Source organism: Micromonospora sp. NPDC005553, from assembly GCF_042871765.1.
Lineage (GTDB): Bacteria > Actinomycetota > Actinomycetes > Mycobacteriales > Micromonosporaceae > Micromonospora.
The window spans coordinates 190190-207790 of record NZ_JBIAJD010000008.1 but is presented as its reverse complement, the minus strand read 5'-3'; the positions used below and the strand labels follow the sequence as shown (position 1 = coordinate 207790).

At 70.6% G+C, this 17601-nt stretch carries 16 protein-coding genes; 11 read left to right on the top strand and 5 right to left on the bottom strand.

Annotation, left to right across the window (positions count from 1 at the left end; all coding sequences use genetic code 11):
- Window positions 1-120 precede the first annotated feature (120 nt).
- Window positions 121-2829: a pyruvate, phosphate dikinase gene (gene ppdK, locus ACFYPG_RS29550; protein ID WP_387354549.1), complete on the top strand. Its 2709-nt coding sequence runs from the start codon at window positions 121-123 to the stop codon at window positions 2827-2829.
- Between the two features lie 42 nt (window positions 2830-2871).
- On the opposite strand, the gene ACFYPG_RS29545 is transcribed toward ppdK, so the two are convergent.
- Window positions 2872-3372, bottom strand: coding sequence for a roadblock/LC7 domain-containing protein (locus ACFYPG_RS29545; protein WP_355009814.1), 501 nt, complete (start codon window positions 3370-3372; stop codon window positions 2872-2874).
- Between the two features lie 253 nt (window positions 3373-3625).
- On the opposite strand from ACFYPG_RS29545, the gene ACFYPG_RS29540 reads away from it, so the two are divergent.
- Genes ACFYPG_RS29540 through ACFYPG_RS29530 form a run of 3 tightly spaced genes read left to right on the top strand, consistent with a single transcriptional unit; the run spans window position 3626 to window position 6092 of the window.
- A complete protein-coding gene (locus tag ACFYPG_RS29540; RefSeq protein ID WP_387354548.1) occupies window positions 3626-3979 on the top strand; it encodes a VOC family protein in 354 nt (117 codons plus the stop codon).
- The gene (locus tag ACFYPG_RS29535) at window positions 3963-5228 is read left to right on the top strand and encodes a deoxyguanosinetriphosphate triphosphohydrolase (protein ID WP_387354547.1); all 1266 of its coding nucleotides are present in this window, start codon (window positions 3963-3965) and stop codon (window positions 5226-5228) included. The genes ACFYPG_RS29540 and ACFYPG_RS29535 overlap by 17 nt, the downstream gene beginning before the upstream one ends.
- A gap of 15 nt (window positions 5229-5243) precedes the next feature.
- Window positions 5244-6092 (top strand): siderophore-interacting protein, encoded by an 849-nt coding sequence (locus ACFYPG_RS29530; RefSeq protein WP_387354546.1) that lies wholly within the window; start codon window positions 5244-5246, stop codon window positions 6090-6092.
- Window positions 6093-6099: 7 nt separating this feature from the next.
- Here ACFYPG_RS29530 and ACFYPG_RS29525 read toward each other — a convergent pair whose 3' ends face one another.
- Window positions 6100-7305 (bottom strand): low temperature requirement protein A, encoded by a 1206-nt coding sequence (locus ACFYPG_RS29525; RefSeq protein ID WP_387354545.1) that lies wholly within the window; start codon window positions 7303-7305, stop codon window positions 6100-6102.
- Between the two features lie 135 nt (window positions 7306-7440).
- Here ACFYPG_RS29525 and dnaG point away from each other — a divergent pair, with 135 nt between their 5' ends.
- The gene (gene dnaG, locus ACFYPG_RS29520; protein ID WP_387354544.1) at window positions 7441-9309 is read left to right on the top strand and encodes a DNA primase; all 1869 of its coding nucleotides are present in this window, start codon (window positions 7441-7443) and stop codon (window positions 9307-9309) included.
- Complete coding sequence (locus ACFYPG_RS29515) at window positions 9310-9846, top strand: hypothetical protein (RefSeq protein WP_355009809.1); 537 nt, start codon at window positions 9310-9312, stop codon at window positions 9844-9846.
- A 9-nt stretch (window positions 9847-9855) separates the two neighbouring features.
- Here ACFYPG_RS29515 and ACFYPG_RS29510 read toward each other — a convergent pair whose 3' ends face one another.
- Both ACFYPG_RS29510 and ACFYPG_RS29505 read right to left on the bottom strand, forming a co-directional pair.
- Window positions 9856-10875 (bottom strand): TAXI family TRAP transporter solute-binding subunit, encoded by a 1020-nt coding sequence (locus ACFYPG_RS29510; protein ID WP_355009808.1) that lies wholly within the window; start codon window positions 10873-10875, stop codon window positions 9856-9858.
- Complete coding sequence (locus ACFYPG_RS29505; protein WP_387354543.1) at window positions 10872-12917, bottom strand: TRAP transporter permease; 2046 nt, start codon at window positions 12915-12917, stop codon at window positions 10872-10874. Before ACFYPG_RS29505 ends, ACFYPG_RS29510 begins: the two co-directional genes overlap by 4 nt.
- Window positions 12918-13253: 336 nt before the next feature.
- Here ACFYPG_RS29505 and ACFYPG_RS29500 point away from each other — a divergent pair, with 336 nt between their 5' ends.
- Complete coding sequence (locus tag ACFYPG_RS29500) at window positions 13254-14186, top strand: ABC transporter ATP-binding protein (RefSeq protein ID WP_355009806.1); 933 nt, start codon at window positions 13254-13256, stop codon at window positions 14184-14186.
- A 57-nt stretch (window positions 14187-14243) separates the two neighbouring features.
- On the opposite strand, the gene ACFYPG_RS29495 is transcribed toward ACFYPG_RS29500, so the two are convergent.
- A complete protein-coding gene (locus ACFYPG_RS29495) occupies window positions 14244-14471 on the bottom strand; it encodes a flavin reductase (RefSeq protein WP_355009805.1) in 228 nt (75 codons plus the stop codon).
- Window positions 14472-14743: 272 nt separating this feature from the next.
- On the opposite strand from ACFYPG_RS29495, the gene ACFYPG_RS29490 reads away from it, so the two are divergent.
- The 4 genes from ACFYPG_RS29490 to ACFYPG_RS29475 all read left to right on the top strand — a co-directional run bounded on the left by ACFYPG_RS29490 (window position 14744) and on the right by ACFYPG_RS29475 (window position 17577).
- Window positions 14744-15532 (top strand): Scr1 family TA system antitoxin-like transcriptional regulator, encoded by a 789-nt coding sequence (locus ACFYPG_RS29490; protein WP_387354542.1) that lies wholly within the window; start codon window positions 14744-14746, stop codon window positions 15530-15532.
- Window positions 15523-15714 (top strand): DUF397 domain-containing protein, encoded by a 192-nt coding sequence (locus ACFYPG_RS29485; protein ID WP_355009803.1) that lies wholly within the window; start codon window positions 15523-15525, stop codon window positions 15712-15714. The genes ACFYPG_RS29490 and ACFYPG_RS29485 overlap by 10 nt, the downstream gene beginning before the upstream one ends.
- 224 nt (window positions 15715-15938) lie before the next feature.
- Window positions 15939-16727 carry an ABC transporter permease gene (locus ACFYPG_RS29480; protein WP_387354541.1) on the top strand — a complete coding sequence of 263 codons (789 nt, stop codon included), beginning with the start codon at window positions 15939-15941 and terminating at the stop codon, window positions 16725-16727.
- A 40-nt stretch (window positions 16728-16767) separates the two neighbouring features.
- Entirely contained in the window at window positions 16768-17577 is an 810-nt protein-coding gene (locus ACFYPG_RS29475) for an ABC transporter permease (RefSeq protein ID WP_387354540.1), read from the top strand.
- The last annotated feature ends 24 nt before the right edge of the window (window positions 17578-17601 follow it).

Genomic DNA, 17601 nt, shown 5'->3' with positions numbered 1-17601 from the left:
CGCTTAACCTTCGCCCACCGATCGACGTTGACCCCGGGATTACCGGCGGTCCGTCCCGGGGAAGAAGAAAACTGAACCTTCGTTAAGTGTCAATCCGGCGCGTGTGTTGTGGAGGCTCTGGTGGCAGCGCAAGAGACCGTCGATCACAAGTACGTCTACGACTTCTCCGAAGGCAACAAGGAGCTCAAGGAGTTGCTCGGTGGCAAGGGGGCAAACCTCGCCGAGATGACCAATCTGGGCCTGCCCGTTCCGCCCGGCTTCACCATCACCACCGAGGCGTGCCAGGCGTACCTCGCGACGGGACGGGAGCCGGACGGGCTCGCCGGTCAGATCGAGGCGCACCTGGAGTCGCTGGAGCGCGCGATGGGCAAGCGCCTCGGTGACCCGCAGGACCCACTGCTGGTCTCCGTCCGCTCCGGTGCCAAGTTCTCCATGCCCGGCATGATGGAGACCGTCCTCAACGTCGGTCTCAACGACCAGAGCGTGGAAGGACTCGCAGCCCAGGCCGGCAACAACGAGCGGTTCGCCTGGGACTCCTACCGGCGACTCATCCAGATGTTCGGCAAGACCGTCTGCGAGGTGCCGAGCGAGGAGTTCGAGCACGCGCTCGACGAGGCCAAGCACGCCAAGGGCACCCACAACGACCTGGATCTGGACGCCGACGACCTGCGTGGGCTGGTCGACGCGTACAAGAAGATCTTCTTGAAGCACACCGGCCGGGAGTTCCCGCAGCAGCCACGCGAACAGCTCGACCTGGCCATCCGGGCGGTCTTCGAGTCGTGGAACGCCGAGCGCGCCGTGCTCTACCGCCGCCAGGAGCGCATCCCGGCCGAGCTGGGCACCGCTGTCAACGTGGTGACGATGGTCTTCGGCAACCTCGGGCCCGACTCCGGCACCGGTGTCGCGTTCACCCGTGACCCGGCCAGCGGGGCGCAGGGCATCTACGGCGACTACCTGGCCAACGCGCAGGGCGAGGACGTGGTCGCCGGCATCCGCAACACGGTGCCGTTGCAGGAGTTGGAGCAGCTCGACAAGGCGTCCTACGACGAGCTGCTCGGCATCATGGCCCGGCTGGAGGAGCACTACAAGGACCTCTGCGACATCGAGTTCACCATCGAACGCGGCAAGCTGTGGATGTTGCAGACCCGGGTCGGCAAGCGCACTGCCGCCGCCGCGTTCGTCATCGCCGGGCAGCTCGTCGACGAGGGCCTGATCGACCTGGACGAGGCGCTGCACCGGGTCAACGGCGCGCAACTGGCCCAGCTGATGTTCCCGCGCTTCCAGCTCGACCACGAGTTCCAGCCGGTCGCCACTGGCATCGGCGCGTCGCCGGGCGCGGCGTCCGGCACTGTGGTGTTCACCTCCGCCCGAGCCGTCGAGCTGGCCGCCGAGGGGAAGTCGGTGATCCTGGTGCGCCGGGAGACCAACCCGGACGACCTGAACGGCATGATCGCCGCGAAAGGCATCCTCACCTCGCGCGGCGGCAAGACCAGCCACGCCGCGGTGGTGGCCCGGGGCATGGGCAAGACCTGCGTCTCCGGTGCCGACGAGATCGAGGTGAACGTGCCGGCGAAGCGGTTCACTGTCGCCGGCCAGACCGTCGCCGAGGGCGATGTGGTGTCCATCGACGGCACCACCGGCAAGGTCTACCTCGGCGAGGTGCCGGTCATGCCCTCCGAGGTCGTGCAGTACTTCGAGGGCAGCCTCGACCCCGAGCACGTCGACAACGCGCTGGTCCGGGCCGTACACCGGATCATGACGCACGCCGACGGGAAGCGGCGGCTGGCGGTCCGCACGAACGCCGACACCGGCGCGGACGCCGCCCGGGCCCGGCGCTTCGGCGCCGAGGGCATCGGGTTGTGCCGCACCGAGCACATGTTCCTCGGCGACCGGCGGGAGCTGGTCGAGCGGCTGATCCTGGCCCGGGCCCCGGGTGAGCGGGAGGCGGCGCTGGCGGCGCTGCTGCCGTTGCAGCGGGCCGACTTCGAGGAGATCTTCCGCGAGATGGACGGCCTGCCGGTCACCGTCCGGCTCATCGACCCGCCGTTGCACGAGTTCCTGCCGCCGTTGGAGCAGCTCGCCGTCAACGTGGCGGTCGCGCAGGAACGCGGCGAGGACGTGGCCAAGGAGGAGGCGCTGCTCGCCGCCGTCCGGCGGATGCACGAGGAGAACCCGATGCTCGGGCTGCGTGGTGTACGCCTCGGCCTGGTCATCCCCGGCCTGTTCGCGATGCAGGTCCGCGCCATCGCCGAGGCGGCGGTCAGCTGTGCCCGCGGCGGCGGGGCGGCGAAACCGGAGATCATGGTGCCGCTGGTCGGGGCGGTGCAGGAGCTGGAGACGGTTCGCGCCGAGGCCGAGAAGATCATTGCCGAGGTGGTCGGGGACAGTGGCGTCGAGGTGCTGATCGGCACCATGATCGAGGTGCCCCGGGCGGCCCTGACCGCCGGGCAGATCGCCGAGGCCGCCGAGTTCTTCTCCTTCGGCACCAACGACCTGACCCAGATGGGCTGGGGCTTCTCGCGCGACGACGTCGAGGGGGCGTTCTTCTGGCGCTACCTGGAGTTGGGCATCTTCGGCATCTCGCCGTTCGAGTCGATCGACCGTGACGGTGTCGGCCGGCTGGTGCGGATAGCCGCCGAGGAGGGCCGGGCCGCCCGCCCCGGGCTCAAGCTCGGTGTCTGCGGTGAGCACGGTGGCGACCCGGACTCGGTGCACTTCTTCCACGAGGTCGGCCTGGACTACGTGTCCTGCTCACCGTTCCGGGTGCCGGTGGCCCGGTTGGAGGCCGGCCGGGCGGTCGTGGAGACCGGCGGGTCGGACAGCCGTTGACGCACGCCGGCGGCGGCCTGGTCACCGGGCCGCCGTCGGCGTTCAGATCGGCGGACGACGCCAGGTCGGTCGGGACGAGCGGCGCAACTGCGCCGGCAGGGTCGCCATCGGGGTACGCGTGGCCAGCGGGGCGTGCGCGTCCGGAACGGCTGTCGCGCCGATGCCCGTGCCGCGAATGTCCAGGAACGACCCTGCCCGACGGGCCACCACCCGTGCCTCCTCGTGCAGCGCCTCCAGGTCGTCTGCCGCCGACGCGGTGACGAGGGTCAGCAGGGCGCTGCGCCCGGCCGGATAGGTGACCACGCAGCCTGCTGTGGTGCACACGACCGACTCCCGGAACTCACCATGCCGGACGGTGTCGGCCACCCGGTGCCCGAGCCCGAAGCTCGCGGCGGCGAGCGCGGCGAGATGGGTGGCGTCGGTGCTGGGTAGGTCGCTGGAGATGAGCAGGCCGTCGGTGCCCGCGAGCACCGTGCCCGCGATGTCGGGTCGGCGCTGGCGCAGCCCGCGTAGCTCCGGTCCCATCACCGTGTCTGCGTCCACGAGCGTTACCCCTCACCGGTCGGCTCTGCGTGTCAGTCGGCTGGTCACGTTCCGCGCTGGGAACGCTACCGGTGGCGACTTCCGACCGCGAGACCGTAACCCTCGGCGATCGGTCGGCAACTGGGGGCCAATCGGTGGTTGTGTGCCATTCATCGATGCGTCGTGAGCGGGTCGGGCAGTGGTGGCGGGCGTAACCTTGGCTCGCTCGTACACGGCCGATTGGGCGCCGCGTCGAACGGGAAGAGGTGACTGCATGACGAGTGTCTGGGAGAGCCTGACTGTCGACGCCCGCGACCCGGCCAGACTGGCCCGTTGGTGGGCTGAGGCACTCGGCTATCAGGTCGTCACCGAGAAGCCCGACGAGGTGGAGATCCGCCAGTCCGCCGACCGCCTGCCCGGCCTGGTCTTCGTGCCGGTGACCGAGGGTAAGGAGCGCAAGAACCGGTTGCACCTCGACCTGCGCCCCGCCGATCTGGAGGCTGAGGTCGAGCGCCTGGTCGACATGGGCGCCCGGCACGTCGACATCGGTCAGGGCGACGTCGAGTGGACGGTGCTGGCCGACCCGGAGGGCAACGAGTTCTGCGTGCTGCATGCGCGAGAGGAGTGACGCGGCGGAAGCTCGGTTGGTCGAGGAGCCGCCCAAGGACACCGGGCATCGCCGGTCGCCGTACGAGCGCGACCGGGCCCGGGTGCTGCACTCGGCGGCGTTTCGCAGGCTGGCCACCAAGACCCAGGTGCACACCGCCGGCACCGACGACTTCCTGCGTACGCGGCTGACCCACTCGCTGGAGGTGGCCCAGATCGCCCGGGAGATGGGTTCCCGGCTGGGCTGCGACCCGGACGTGGTGGACGTCGCGGGGCTCGCGCACGACCTCGGGCACCCGCCGTTCGGGCACAACGGCGAGGCTGCGCTGGATCTGCTCGCCACGCCGTGCGGCGGCTTCGAGGGCAACGCGCAGACCCTGCGGGTGTTGACCCGCCTCGAGGCAAAGGTGATCGCCCCGGACGGCTCGTCCGCCGGGCTGAACCTGACCCGGGCGTCGCTGGACGCGATCGGCAAGTACCCCTGGCCGCGCCGGCCGGGGGAGCGCAAGTTCGGGGTGTACGCCGATGACGCGGCCGTCTTCGACTGGATCCGGGCCGGCGCACCCGGCGACCGGCGTTGCCTGGAGGCCCAGGTGATGGACTGGGCCGACGACGTCGCGTATTCGGTGCACGACGTGGAGGACGGCATCCACGGCGGCTATGTCACGTTGCACCCGCTGCTCACCGACGCCGACGAGCGGGCCGCGCTCTGCGCCGACGTGGCCGCCGCCTACTCCGGGGAGTCCGAGGCGGACCTGGCCGAGGTGCTCGTCGACCTGCTGGCCGGTCCGCTGCTCGCCCCGCTCGCCGGCTACGACGGCAGCCATCGCGCGCAGGTCGCGTTGAAGGCCACCACCAGCGGCGTGACCGGGCTGTTCGTGTCCGCCGCGGTGGCGGCGACGGAGGAACGCTTCGGTCCGGGCCCGCACCGCCGCTACGCCGCCGACCTGGTCGTGCCCCGCCTGGTGCGGGCGCAGTGCGCGCTGCTCAAGGGCATAGCGCTGCGGTACGTGATGCGTCGCAGCGGCTTCCGGGGCCGTTACGAGCGGCAGCGGACGATGCTCGCGGAGTTGGTCGCCGCGCTGGTCCGGCATGCCCCGGAGGGGCTCGACCCGATCTTCGTCCCGCTGTGGCGGGCCGCCCCGGACGACCGGGCCAGATTGCGGGTGGTGATCGACCAGGTCGCCTCGCTCACCGACCCGGCGGCGGTGACCTGGCACACCCGCCTGGTCGGCAAGGGGACACCCCCGGCCGACCATGAGCCAACTTAGGCTAACCTAACTGACATGACGGAACGCCCCAGGAACGTCACTTCGGCCCGGGTGCTGCGCACCGAGCGTCCCACCCCGCACCTGATCCGGCTCGTCCTCGGTGGGGACGAACTGGTCGGCCTGCCGGTGGGCGAGTTCACCGACCACTACATCAAGGTGGTGTTCCCGCAGCCGAACGTCGCGTACCCGCAGCCGTTGGACCTCGCCGCGATCCGCCGGGACCTGCCCCGGGAGCAGTGGCCCCGGCTGCGCGCGTACACCGTGCGGCGCTGGGATCCGCTGGCCGGGGAGCTGACCGTCGACGTGGTGCACCACGGCGACGAGGGGTTGGCCGGCCCGTGGGCCGCCGCGCTGCGTCCCGGCGATCCGGTGCACTTCGTCGGCCCCGGCGGCGCGTACGCCCCGAACCCGGACGCGGACTGGCACCTGCTTGTCGGTGACGAGAGCGCCCTGCCGGCGATCGCCGCCGCGCTGGAGCGCCTTCCGCTGGGTGCCCCGGCCCACGTCTTCGTGGAGATCGCCGACCCGGCGGAGGAGCAGAAGCTGCTCAGCCCCGGGGCGGTCGAGTTGACCTGGCTGCACCGTGGCGAACGCCCGGTGGGCGAGGCGCTGGTCGCGGCGGTACGCGCGTTGGAGTTCCCGGCCGGCCAGGTGCACGCCTTCGTGCACGGCGAGGCGGCCTTCGTCCGGGAGTTGCGCCGGCTGCTGCGCGGTGAGCGGGGCGTACCCCTCGACCAGCTCTCCATCTCCGGCTACTGGCGGCGTGGCATGGACGACGAGGGCTGGCGTTCCACCAAGGCCGACTGGAACCAGCAGGTGGCGGCCGAGGAGACGAGCGTCGCCGAGCCGGCCCGGGTGGCCTGAGCGCCGCTCAGCCCTCGGGCGTCTGATTCGCCTGGCCGGCCTTGGCCAGTCGCCGGCTGACCAGGACGGCGTACCCGACGACGGCCAGGGAGAGCAGCGACAGCATCAGCCTCGGTTGGTGCACCGTCACGGTGACCAGGGAGACCGAGACCACCCCGTAGACGGCGATCGCGAACCGGGCGGCGCTCGGCCGGGTCCACAGCCAGTACAGCGCCAGACCGCAGAGCGTCCAGATCACCATCGACGCGCCGAGCAGCAGCCGCAACTCCAGCGGCAGGTGGTTGGCGTTGTCGTCGACCAGCCGGACCACCTGCCCGAGTGACCAGCCGAGCAGCAGCAGCGCACCGCCGAGCGGAATGTGCAGGTAGCTGTACGCCTGCCCGCCGCGCAGCCGGCGTTGGAGAAGGCGGGTGGTGACGAATGTGGTGTAGACCCACCAGACGGCCGCTGGGATCAGGAAGGCCAACGCGGCGGTGAGGATCATGTGGGGCGGGGGATGGTCCGGCACGGCGAAGAGCAGGCTGGCCAGCGCGCTACCCAGCACGATGATGGTGAACTGGCCGATCCGTTCCGGCAGGTGCCTGTTGTCCACCGGCCAGCGGTTGAGCCAACGCGCCCCGACCCAGGGCGTGGACAGTTCGATCACCATGGCGACGATCCACAGGACGGGCCGCAGCTCGGTGGGCACGATCAGCGACACCAACCAGATCAACCAGCCCGACCCGAAGCCGATCAGGTAGATGGTCGTCACCATCCGGGCCATCGGGCTGGTGGAACGGGCCCGTAGGTACAGCAGGAGCAGCACACCCCGCACGATCAGGTACCCGATGGGCAGGAGGACGCTCTCCGGCACCTCGTCGACCCCGAGTGTCATCGCGCCCGCGCCCACCAGCGCGACGAGCACCAGCACCCGGTGCAGCGCGTCGTCCGGATCGAACCGCGTGTCGTAGTAGACCTGTCCCATCCAGGCCCACTGAATCACCACGAAGAGCCCGATCACGGCCAGTACGTCGGTCGGCGACGGGCTCGGCTCGTTACCCAGCCGAGCCACCACCGCCGCCAGCGCGTACACGAAGATGAGGTCGAGGAAGAGTTCCAGCCAGGTGGCGTGCCGGTGTCCGGCCTCGTCCGCACCCGGGGTCTGATCGGGTAGCCCGACCCGCCCGGCCAGCCATCTTGGCAGGCGGGGGGCTTGGCTACGTACCCGGCGCATCTGGTCATGGTCCCCGCGCGGACCCGGCCGGCGGGCCGGAACCGCCCAGCCGGCAGCGGCCGCCGCCACACCGGCGTCCCCCGGCCGGCGTGTCGTCGGTCCGGCAGGGCAGGATGTACGGCGAGGGGGTGGCGCATGGCTGGGCGGATCCGGGACGAGGACATCGCACTGGTCCGGGAACGCACCTCGATCGGGGATGTGATCTCCGAGACGGTCACCCTGAAGTCCGCCGGCGGCGGCAACCTCAAGGGTCTGTGCCCGTTCCACGACGAGAAGAGTCCGTCGTTCAACGTGTCCCCGGCCCGCAACGTCTGGTACTGCTTCGGCTGCGGGGCCGGCGGGGACGCGATCAAGTTCCTGATGGACGCCGACCACCTCAGCTTCGTGGAGTCCGTCGAGCGGCTGGCCGGCCGCGCCGGCATCCAACTGCGCTACATCGAGGACGACAAGGGCACCCCGCGGCCCCGCCCGCAGCAGGGTCAGCGGCAGCGCCTGGTCGCCGCGCACGCCGCCGCCGTCGAGTTCTACAGCGCGCAACTGAGCACCGCCGGCGCGCGGGCGGCACGGGAGTTCCTGGCCCGCCGGGGCTTCGACCGGGCCGCCGCCGAGCGCTACGGCTGTGGCTTCGCGCCGGAGGGTTGGGACCCGCTCACCAAGCACCTGCGCCAGCAGGGCTTCACCCACCAGGAGCTGGTCACCGCCGGGCTGTCCCGGGAGTCCCGTTCCGGCACCCTGATCGACAGGTTCCGTCGCCGGCTGCTCTGGCCGATCCGCGACCTCGCCGGCGACGTGATCGGCTTCGGTGCGCGCAAGCTCTTCGATGACGACGACGGCCCGAAGTACCTGAACACGCCCGAGACGCCGATCTACAAGAAGTCGCACGTGCTCTACGGCATCGACCAGGCCAAGCGGGAGATCGCCAAGCAGGGTCGGGCGGTGATCGTCGAGGGTTACACCGACGTGATGGCCTGTCACCTGGCCGGGGTGACCACTGCGGTGGCGACCTGCGGCACCGCCTTCGGTGCCGACCACATCAGGGTTCTGCGGCGGCTAGTGCTCGATGGCAGCGCCCACTCTGGTGAGATCATCTATACGTTCGACGGTGACGCCGCTGGCCAGAAGGCAGCCATGCGGGCGTTTGAGGATGATCAGGAATTCCTGGCGCAAACTTTCATTGCGGTCAGTCCAAACAACATGGATCCGTGTGAGTTGCGGCTGGAAAAGGGGGATCTCGCTGTTCGAGACCTTGTCGCGTCCAGAGAGCCGCTGCTGACCTACGCGCTTCGCAGCATCGCCAGCCACTATGAGCTCGACACGGCCGAAGGTCGGACTGGAGCAATGCGTGCCATTACTCCGCAAATGCTCAAAATCAGGCGCTGGGACCTGCGTGAGCAGTACCTCCGGGAGTTGTCCCATATCACCGGCGTTGATCCGGAAGAGGTCCGCGTAATTCTCAAGGCTGCAGACAGGGCTAACGGTGGCGTGGTCGCCGGACTTCCACGACCTGCTAAGAACATCTCGCCGGCGGTGGACAGCCCGCAGTCGATGGTCGAGCGGGAGGCGCTCAAACTCGCCCTCCAGCAACCGGTCCTGGCCGGGCCGATGTTCGACACGGTCGAGGCCACCGAATACCGCCACCCGGTGCACGTCGCGGTGCGTACGGCCATCGCGGCGGCCGGTGGTGCCGCGTCGGCGACCGGCGGCGCGGTCTGGATCGAGTCGGTCCGCGACGCCTGCGAGGACCTGGCGGCAGCGGCGCTGGTCGGTGAGCTGGCCGTCGAACCACTGCGGATCGACGGTGAACCGGACCCGCGCTACGTGTCGATCACCATGGCCCGGGTGCAGTTCGGGTCGGTGACCGCCCGGGTCCGGGACCTCAAGTCACGCATCCAGCGAATCAACCCGGTCAACAACAAGGACGAGTACTTCGCCGCCTTCGGTGAGCTGCTCTCCCTGGAGCAGCACGCCCGGGCGTTGCGCGAGCAGGCTGCGGGAGGCCTCTAGATGGGACTGTTCAGCCGCAAGCCGAAGCTGCCGCCGGCCGACCGGCCGCCGCTGACCGCCGACGAGCGGGTGGTGGCCTGGGCCGCCGCCGGCAACGGTGAGGGCGACGGGGTGGTGGTCGCCACCAACCTCGGGTTGTGGCTGCCCGGTCGAGGGCACCGGCTCGGTTGGCACACCATCCTCAAGGCGGTCTGGTCCGGCCGGCAGTTGACAGTCACCCCCGCCGAGCCCGTCGTCGAGCGCGACGGCTACACGGTGGTCGCCGACGGTCCGGCCGAGACGTACCTGCTGCTCGACCCAGGGGAGTTGCCGCACCAGGTGCGGGCCCGGGTGACCCGTTCGGTCGCGTACACCGAGCACCAGCCGGTGCCCGGCGGCGCGGCGCGGGTCGCGGCCCGACGCGTGGCCGGGGTCGACGGTCTGACCTGGACGGTCCGACTCGACCCCGGCACTCCGACCGACGACGACGCAGTGCTCGCCGACACCGACCGGCTGGTCGGTGTGGCCCGCGCCGCCACCGCTCCGGCGGACGGCTGACCGGTCGGGTCAGTTCGCGCCGAGGTCGTTCAGCGCCTTCTCGGCGCCGCGGTGCAGCGGCACCGGCAGGGTCCGGCGGGCCTTTTCCAGCGAGATCCCCTTGGCCGCCGGGTTGGCCTGGGCCAGAGCGTCGCGCTTGTCGAACACCGTCCGGGTGATCGCGCAGGCCACGTTGGCGTCAAGGTCCTTGCGGACCAGCAGCACGTTGGGCACGACGATGGTCGGGGTGTCGCTCGCCGTCTTGTACGCGTCCCGGCCGATCGTGCCTTCCTGGTAGCCGGGGCTCAGCGTGGTCATCTTCGGCAGCAACGGCGAGATGTCGACGAACTTCACCGAGTCGCCGGCAGTGGTGAACAGGTCGGTGAGGCCACCGGTGGGCAGACCACCGGACCAGAAGAAGCCGTCGACGCTGCCGTCCTTGATCCCCTCGACAGTCTTGGTGAGGTCCAGTCGCTGCGCCCGAATGTCCTTCGCCGGGTCGAGACCGGCGGCCTGCAACAGCCGGTTCGCGATCACCTCGGTGCCGGACTTCGGTGAGCCGGTGGAGATCCGCTTGCCGCGCATGTCGGCGACCGAGGTGATCCCGGAGTCGTTGCGGACCACCACCTGCGTGTAGTTGTCGTAGATGCGGGTCAGCGCCTGCACCGGCTGCGGCGCGGTGAAGCTGCCCTTGCCCTCCACCGCGTTGACCGCCGTGTCGAACAGCGAGAACGCCACGTCGTACTGGCCACCGACCAGTTGCTCGACGTTCTGCACCGAGGCGCCGGTCTCGGCGGCGGTGCCGGTGAGCTTGCCGCCGGTCGCTCCGGACAGCTGCCCGGCCAGGGCGTTGCCGACCACGTAGTAGACGCCCGTCGCGTTGCCGGTGGCGATGCCGACGCGGGTCTCCTTGGTCACCTCGCAGGTGACCTCGCTGGCCGTGTCGTCAGTGGCCGCGCCGCCCTGCTGACCTCCGCAACCCGCGGCACCGACCGCGACGAGAGCGAGCGCGCTCAGGCCCGCCGCGAGCCGTACGTCGATTCGTCTCACAGTTGTTCCTCCACAGGATTTGCTGGTGATCCGGACGTTGACCGGCCGGCGGCGCCGCGTCTAACGAACACGCCCGCCGCCGCCACGGCGGCCAGCGCTGCGCCGACAGTGACCGGCACGGGTTCGAGCCAGAGCAATGTGACGCCGGCGAGAGCGCCCAGCACCCGCTCCGGTACGCCGGCCCGGCCCACACCGGGCAGCCAGCCACCGGCGGCGACGGCGAGCACCGCCACGCTGAGCGCTGTGACGCCGGCGGCGAAGGCGATCCGCTGGACGCCACCGATGCCGAGCAGGCCGAGCCCCGCCGGCGTGATGACGAACGCGATCGGGGTCAGGTAGGCCGGCAGCGCGTACCGCAGGGTCTGCCACATGGTCGGCACCAGCCGGCCGCCGGTGACCGCGGCGGCGGCCACCGCGGCGAGCGCGGTCGGTGGGGACACCTCGGACAGCACCGCGAAGTAGAAGACGAACATCGCCGCCGCCGGCGCGGTGACGCCCAGGTCGAGCAGGGCCGGACCGACGATCACCCAACCGATCACGAACGATGCGGTGACCGGAACGGCCAGGCCCAGCAGGCTGAGCGCGACGGCGGCGAGCAGCGCGGTGAGCACCAGCACCAGGGTCGGGTCCGACGTGGCCGCCTGCGCCCCGCCGATCAGCAGCGCCGCCGCCTGCGGCCCGAGGCCGGTCTTCGTGGTGGTCGCCGTGATGATGCCGGCGGCGGCGCAGACCGCGGTGACGGCGAGGACGCCGCGTACGCCGGTGACGAGCGCGGTCACCAGCCGGCCCGGGGTGAGTCGGTGCGCCCGGTCCAGGTAGGAGAGCACGACGGCGAGGACGATGGCGAACACGACGGCCCGCGTCGCGGACACACCGATGGCGAGGAACACGATGATGGCGATCAGCGAGGCGAAGTGGTAGCCGAACCGGGCCAGCAGCCGCCAGGGCGAGCCGACGTCGATCACCACCGGGCGTACGCCCGAACGGCGGGCGTCGATCTCCACGGCGAGCAGGATGCCGAGGTAGTAGAGCACCGTCGGTACCGTTGCCCAGCCCAGCACCTGGAGGTACGAGACGCCCAGGTACTCGGCGATGATGAACGCCGCCGCACCCAGGGTTGGCGGGGAGAGGATCGCGCCCACCCCGGCCGCGGCCAGCATGCCGCCGGCCCGCTCCGGCGGGTAGCCGGCGCGGCGCAGCAGCGGCCAGGTGACCGCGCCGATGCTCACCGTCGTCGCCGCGCCGGAGCCGGAGACGGTGCCGAGCAGGAAACCCGAGGCCACCGCCGTCCGGCCGGCTGCGGTCCGGGACCGTCGGAACGCCGCGGCCGACAACTCGACGAAGAACCGCCCGGCGCCGGACAACTCCAGCACCGCGCCGTAGATGGTGAACAGCACGATGTACGAGGCGGCCACGTCGAGCGGCGTGCCGTAGAAGCCGCTGTCGGAGTTGTAGAACGCGTCGACCAGCTGACTGAAGTCGAGCCCGGCGTGCGCGACCGGCCAGGACTGCGGCAACAACCCGCCGTAGTAGCCGTAGCCGAGGAACAGCAGGCAGACCGCCGGCAGGATCCAACCGGTGGCACGTCGACACGCTTCGAGCAGCAGGAGCAGCAGGACGGTGCCCAGCACCAGATCCGTCGCCGCCAGCAGGCCCTGCCGGTCGAGGAACGCGTTGTAGCCGCCGCCACCGCTGCCGATCCGGATCGGGAGGACGGGGTAGAGGCAGGCCGCGACCGCCAGGGCGCTCAGAGCCCAGTCGGTCATTGTGGGCCGCGTCGACGCGGGTGCCGGGACGCGCCCGTCGCTGTCGCTCCCGGTGGCCTCGGCGCGGTCGGCCCGTGGTCGCCGGGAGCGTAGGCGGGCCGGCAGCCGCAGGTCGGACGGGTAGGCGAGGAAGACCAGCGGGAGTACGCCGGCGAGGAAGATGATCAGGTAATACTTGCTGCCCTGCGACAGGGGGCGGAACACCTGCCACAGGGCGAGAGCGCCGACCGCCAGCGCCGCCACGGTGAGGAGCAGACCCGCCGGCCCGGAGAGCACCCGCCCTGGTTTCTCGTCCTCGAACTGGGCGGCCAGGTCCCGAGTCGCCTGCTCGGCGACGCTCGGGTCGCTCGGCTCGGCTTCAGATCGCGGTCGGGGTGGCCCGCCGGGGCTCGCTGCGGGCCCGTCAACGGAAGAGTTGGCTGGTCGGGCACGTGACTGTGAACCATCGGGCGAGCTGATGGGCGGCACGGAAGGACGATACACGTCGATTGGCTGACGGGTGGGGCATCGATCGGCGTTTCGCCGTCGGTGGTACGGAAACCACTGTGATCGGCCGGTCGCCGGCGGATATTTGCGTGGAGGGGTGTCGGACCGGGCGGTTAGGGTCGGGCGGTGACTTCGGGGCGACCACTGATTCAGGCTCGCGGGCTGGTGAAGCGGTTCGGCGATTTCACCGCCGTGGACGGCATCGACGTCGAGGTTCGCCCGGGCGAGGCGTTCGGTTTCCTCGGGCCCAACGGTGCGGGCAAGTCGTCCACCATGCGGATGGTCGGCTGCATCTCCCCACCCAGCGCGGGTGAGCTGCGCATCCTCGACATGGATCCGGTGGCTGACGGGCCGGCCATCCGGGCGCGCCTCGGGGTGTGCCCCCAGCTCGACAATCTCGATCCGGAGCTGACCGTCCGGGAAAACCTGACCGTCTACGCCCGCTACTTCGGCATCTCCCGCCGGGCGGCCCGGGAGCGCGCCGCCGAGCTGCTCGACTTCGTGCAGCTCACCGAACGGGCCGACAGCAAGGTCGAGCCGCTGTCCGGTGGCATGAAGCGTCGGTTGACCATCGCCCGAGCGCTGGTGAACGATCCGGAGATCGTGTTGCTCGACGAGCCGACCACCGGGCTGGACCCGCAGGCCCGGCACCTGGTGTGGGAGCGGCTGTTCCGGCTCAAGCAGCAGGGCGTCACGTTGGTGCTCACCACCCACTACATGGACGAGGCCGAGCAGCTCTGTGACCGGCTGGTGGTGATGGACGGCGGCCGGATCGTCGCCGAGGGCTCGCCCCGCGCGTTGATCGAGCAGCACTCGACCCGCGAGGTGGTCGAGCTGCGTTTCACCGCCGAGTCGCAGGAACCGTTCGCAGGCAAGCTCGACGGGCTGGGGGAGCGGGTCGAGGTGTTGCCCGACCGGGTCCTGCTCTACGTGCCCGACGGCGACGCGGCGGTCGCCGAAGTCGCCGCGCTGGGGCTCCAGCCGGCGAACGTGCTGGTCCGGCGCAGCGGCCTGGAGGATGTCTTCCTGCACCTGACCGGCCGCACCCTGGTCGACTGACCGCCCGCGACTGATCGTTGACAGTGCCGCCACCGTTGATCTGCCGGCGGTTGCGGCTCAACGGGCTCTGGCCCAGGTGAGGAAGCGGTCGGTCAGCCCGTCGTGCCCGGCGAGGTCCCCGGCCGCCTCGTAGAGCAACGTGGCGAGGTAGACGAGCAGGCCGACCCGGTCCTCTCGGTACTCGCCCAGCAGTGCCAGCCGGGCCGGTGAGCAGGGCCACGCCGCCCCGCAGACCCGGCAGCGCCAGGACGGGCGGGCCGCGACGTGCGGGCGGTACCGGGGCATCAGTGCCCGCCGCTGTGACAAGCCGACCAGGTCAGTCGCACGAGGGAACCTCCATCGGGGGTGGGGAGGGGAGCGCCCCGGATCGGGGGGTCACGGGGCGCTCCCGGCCTGGTTCCGCCCGCCGTCTGGATCCCGTGAGCGGTTCCGCTGCGTGACAGTCTGCTGAGGGCCCGACTACTGTGGGAGGTTCCGCACGCCGACGACCAGCGCGTACGGCAATCGGCCCGGCACGGTACGGGAATGTACGGGGGTTGTCCGTGGAGAGTTCGTCCATGCTGGAGCACTTCGCCGAGGAGTTGCGACTGGCGCGGGCCGCCAGTGGGATGTCGCAGACGGCGCTGGCCGAGGCGTTGAGCTATTCCGGGGCGTTGGTCGCCAAGGTGGAGACATCCGAGCGCCGGCCGAGTCTGGATTTCGCCCGCCGTTGTGACGCCGTGTTCTCAGCCGACGGTCGGTTCGAGCGCATCCAGCGGCGGATCAGCCGTGAGGCGGTGGTGCCCTGGTTCCGCGACTGGGCCGGCATTGAGCAGGAGACCACAGCGCTGCGGTGGTACGAGCCGCTCTACGTGCCGGGCCTGGTCCAGACCGAGGGGTACGCCCGCGCCATCCTGGCCGGTGCCGGACTCTTCGCGGCGGACGAGGTCGAGCAGCAGGTGACCGCCCGGCTCGATCGGCAGGGCGTGCTCACCCGGGACCGGCCGCCGCTGCTCAGCGTGGTCGTCGACGAGTACGCGCTGCGCCGCCACGTCGGCGGGCCGGAAGTCATGCGTGAGCAGTTGCGGCACCTGGTGAAGCTCGGCTCGGCCCTGCCCCGGGTCCGAATCCAGGTCGTGCCGCTGTTCGCAGGTGCGTACGCTGGGCTCGATGGTCCCTTCGTGATCGCCACCGCAGCCACCGGTGAAGATGTGGTCTTCCTGGACGGGCAGCGTCACGGGCAGGTCATCGACCGCGCCGAGTATGTCCGGCAGATGGTCGAGGTGTGGGAGTCGATCCGTGGTGAGGCACTATCGCAGCAGCAGTCCCTCGACCTGATCGCGGAAGTGGCGGAGACATGGATCTGACCGGTGCCCGGTGGCGCAAGAGCACTCGCAGCAACGGCAGCGGCGGTGCCTGTGTGGAGGTTGCCAGCAACCTGCCTGGGTTGGTGGCCGTCCGGGACTCCAAGGACCCGACCGGCCCTGTGCTGGTCTTCGCGCCCGACACGTGGCGCGCGTTCGTCGGGTCCGACTCCGTCCGCCGGTAGGTAGCTGCCACGCGGTCCAGATCCACTCGGCTTTCAGGAAGTCGGGGTGTTGGGGCGGCTCTGACACCGCGAATTCCTGAAAACCGAGTCGATCAACGGGGCCCAGGCCGACCGCGCGAAACCCGGGCGACACGTCGGCGGGGTCGTCGTAGGGTGACCGGCGGTCTGTCGTACCCCTTGGGTAGACAGGTCGTGGTGGCCGGCGCGGCGGGCGGGGTGATCGGGTGAGTGTGACGGGATCGGCGCGGTTCCCCTGGGTGCCGGCTTACGCGGTGTTCGAGCACTACCTGGTGGGTCTGCGGCGCACCTGGCGGGCCGGGGTGTTCTCGTCGTTCCTGCTGCCGGTGCTGACCGTCCTCGGGTTCGGGGTGGGCGTCGGCGCCTACATCGACCAGGGCGTCGGCGGGGTGCGTTACCTCGACTGGTTGGTCCCCGGGCTGATCGCCTCGACCGCGCTCCAGGTGACGGTCGGTGACTCGACCTGGCCGGTGTTCAGCAACTTCCAGTGGGTCAGGACCTACTTCGCGCAGGGCGCGTCGCCGCTGCGGGTGGGTGACATCGTGGCCGGGCACCTGGCGTTCGTGCTGTTCCGTGTGCTCACCACGATTGTGGCGTTCCTGCTGGTCACCGGGCTGTTCGGGGCGTTGCGGTCGCCGTGGGCGGTGGCCACCCTGCCGGTGGTCGCCCTGCTCGCGCTGGCCGTCGCCGCGCCGACCTTCGCGTACGCGGCGTCGGTGTCGAGCGACAGTTGGCTGGCGATGCTGTTCCGGTTCGCGGTCATCCCGATGACGCTCTTCGCCGGCGTGTTCTTCCCGGTCGAGTCGTTGCCCGAGGCACTGCGCTGGCTGGCGTACGCGACACCGTTGTGGCACGCCGTGGACCTGTGCCGCGCGGCCACCCTCGGCGTCGCCCCACAGTGGTCGGTCGTCGGGCACCTGCTCTACCTGGTCGCCTGGGCGGTCGCCGGCTGGTTGCTGGCGGTGCGCGCGTTCCGTCGCAAGCTCGTCGTCTGAAGAGCAACTCGTCGTCTGAGGAGCAAGCAGAGAGGGTGTCGTGGTCACGCTGATCCTGCCCCGGCTGGTCGACGTCTCCGCCGCGTCCCGGCGGTCGGCATCGGTGGTCGGGCGCAACGTCGCGGCGCTGAAGTCGGTCTACTGGCTGTTGCTGCTCTCCGGCTTCGTGGAGCCGCTGCTCTACCTGCTCTCCATCGGGGTGGGCGTCGGCGCGCTGATCGGCGACCTGCCGCTGCCCGACGGGCGGCTGGTCTCGTACGCCGAGTTCGTGGCCCCGGCGATGCTGGCCTCCTCGGCGATGACCGGGGCGCTCGCGGAGACCACCTTCAACTTCTTCGGCAAGATGAAGTACATGAAGCTGTACGACGGGATGATCGCCACCCCGGTACGGCCGTTCGAGATCGCCGTGGGCGAGTTGGGTTGGGCGATGCTGCGGGGCAGCGCCTACTCGGCGGCGTTCCTCGGGGTGATGGTCGCGCTGGACCTGACCAGCGTCACCCGGGCGTTGACCGCCTTCCCGGCCGCGGTGCTTGTCGGGTTCGCGTTCGGGGCGCTCGGCATGGCGATCTCCACCTTCATGCGGAGCTGGCAGGATTTCGACCTGATGGGCTCCGCCCAGTTCACGCTCTTCCTTTTCTCCGGCACCTTCGTGCCGGCGCAGGCCTACCCGACGCTGCTGCACTGGCTCGTCGAGGTCACTCCGCTGTACCGGTCGGTGCACCTGATCCGGGGGGTCACGCTGGGCAGTGGCGGTTGGCTCTGGCTGCTCGACGTGCTCTACCTGCTGGCGATGCTGGCGGTCGGCCTGTACGTGGCCTCTCGCCGGATGGGCAGGTTGCTCTACAAGTAGGGGTTATGTGCGCGCGTTCACGGG

What these genes read in the sequence shown, in the direction of transcription:
- ACFYPG_RS29540 (WP_387354548.1), top strand. Translation starts at nt 3,626, where the DNA reads ATGACGAGTGTCTGGGAGAGCCTGACTGTCGACGCCCGCGACCCGGCC.
- ACFYPG_RS29535 (WP_387354547.1), top strand. Translation starts at nt 3,963, where the DNA reads ATGCGCGAGAGGAGTGACGCGGCGGAAGCTCGGTTGGTCGAGGAGCCG.
- ACFYPG_RS29530 (WP_387354546.1), top strand. Translation starts at nt 5,244, where the DNA reads ATGACGGAACGCCCCAGGAACGTCACTTCGGCCCGGGTGCTGCGCACC.
- ACFYPG_RS29525 (WP_387354545.1), bottom strand. Translation starts at nt 7,305, where the DNA reads ATGCGCCGGGTACGTAGCCAAGCCCCCCGCCTGCCAAGATGGCTGGCC.
- dnaG (WP_387354544.1), top strand. Translation starts at nt 7,441, where the DNA reads ATGGCTGGGCGGATCCGGGACGAGGACATCGCACTGGTCCGGGAACGC.
- ACFYPG_RS29515 (WP_355009809.1), top strand. Translation starts at nt 9,310, where the DNA reads ATGGGACTGTTCAGCCGCAAGCCGAAGCTGCCGCCGGCCGACCGGCCG.
- ACFYPG_RS29495 (WP_355009805.1), bottom strand. Translation starts at nt 14,471, where the DNA reads ATGCCCCGGTACCGCCCGCACGTCGCGGCCCGCCCGTCCTGGCGCTGC.
- ACFYPG_RS29490 (WP_387354542.1), top strand. Translation starts at nt 14,744, where the DNA reads ATGCTGGAGCACTTCGCCGAGGAGTTGCGACTGGCGCGGGCCGCCAGT.
- ACFYPG_RS29485 (WP_355009803.1), top strand. Translation starts at nt 15,523, where the DNA reads ATGGATCTGACCGGTGCCCGGTGGCGCAAGAGCACTCGCAGCAACGGC.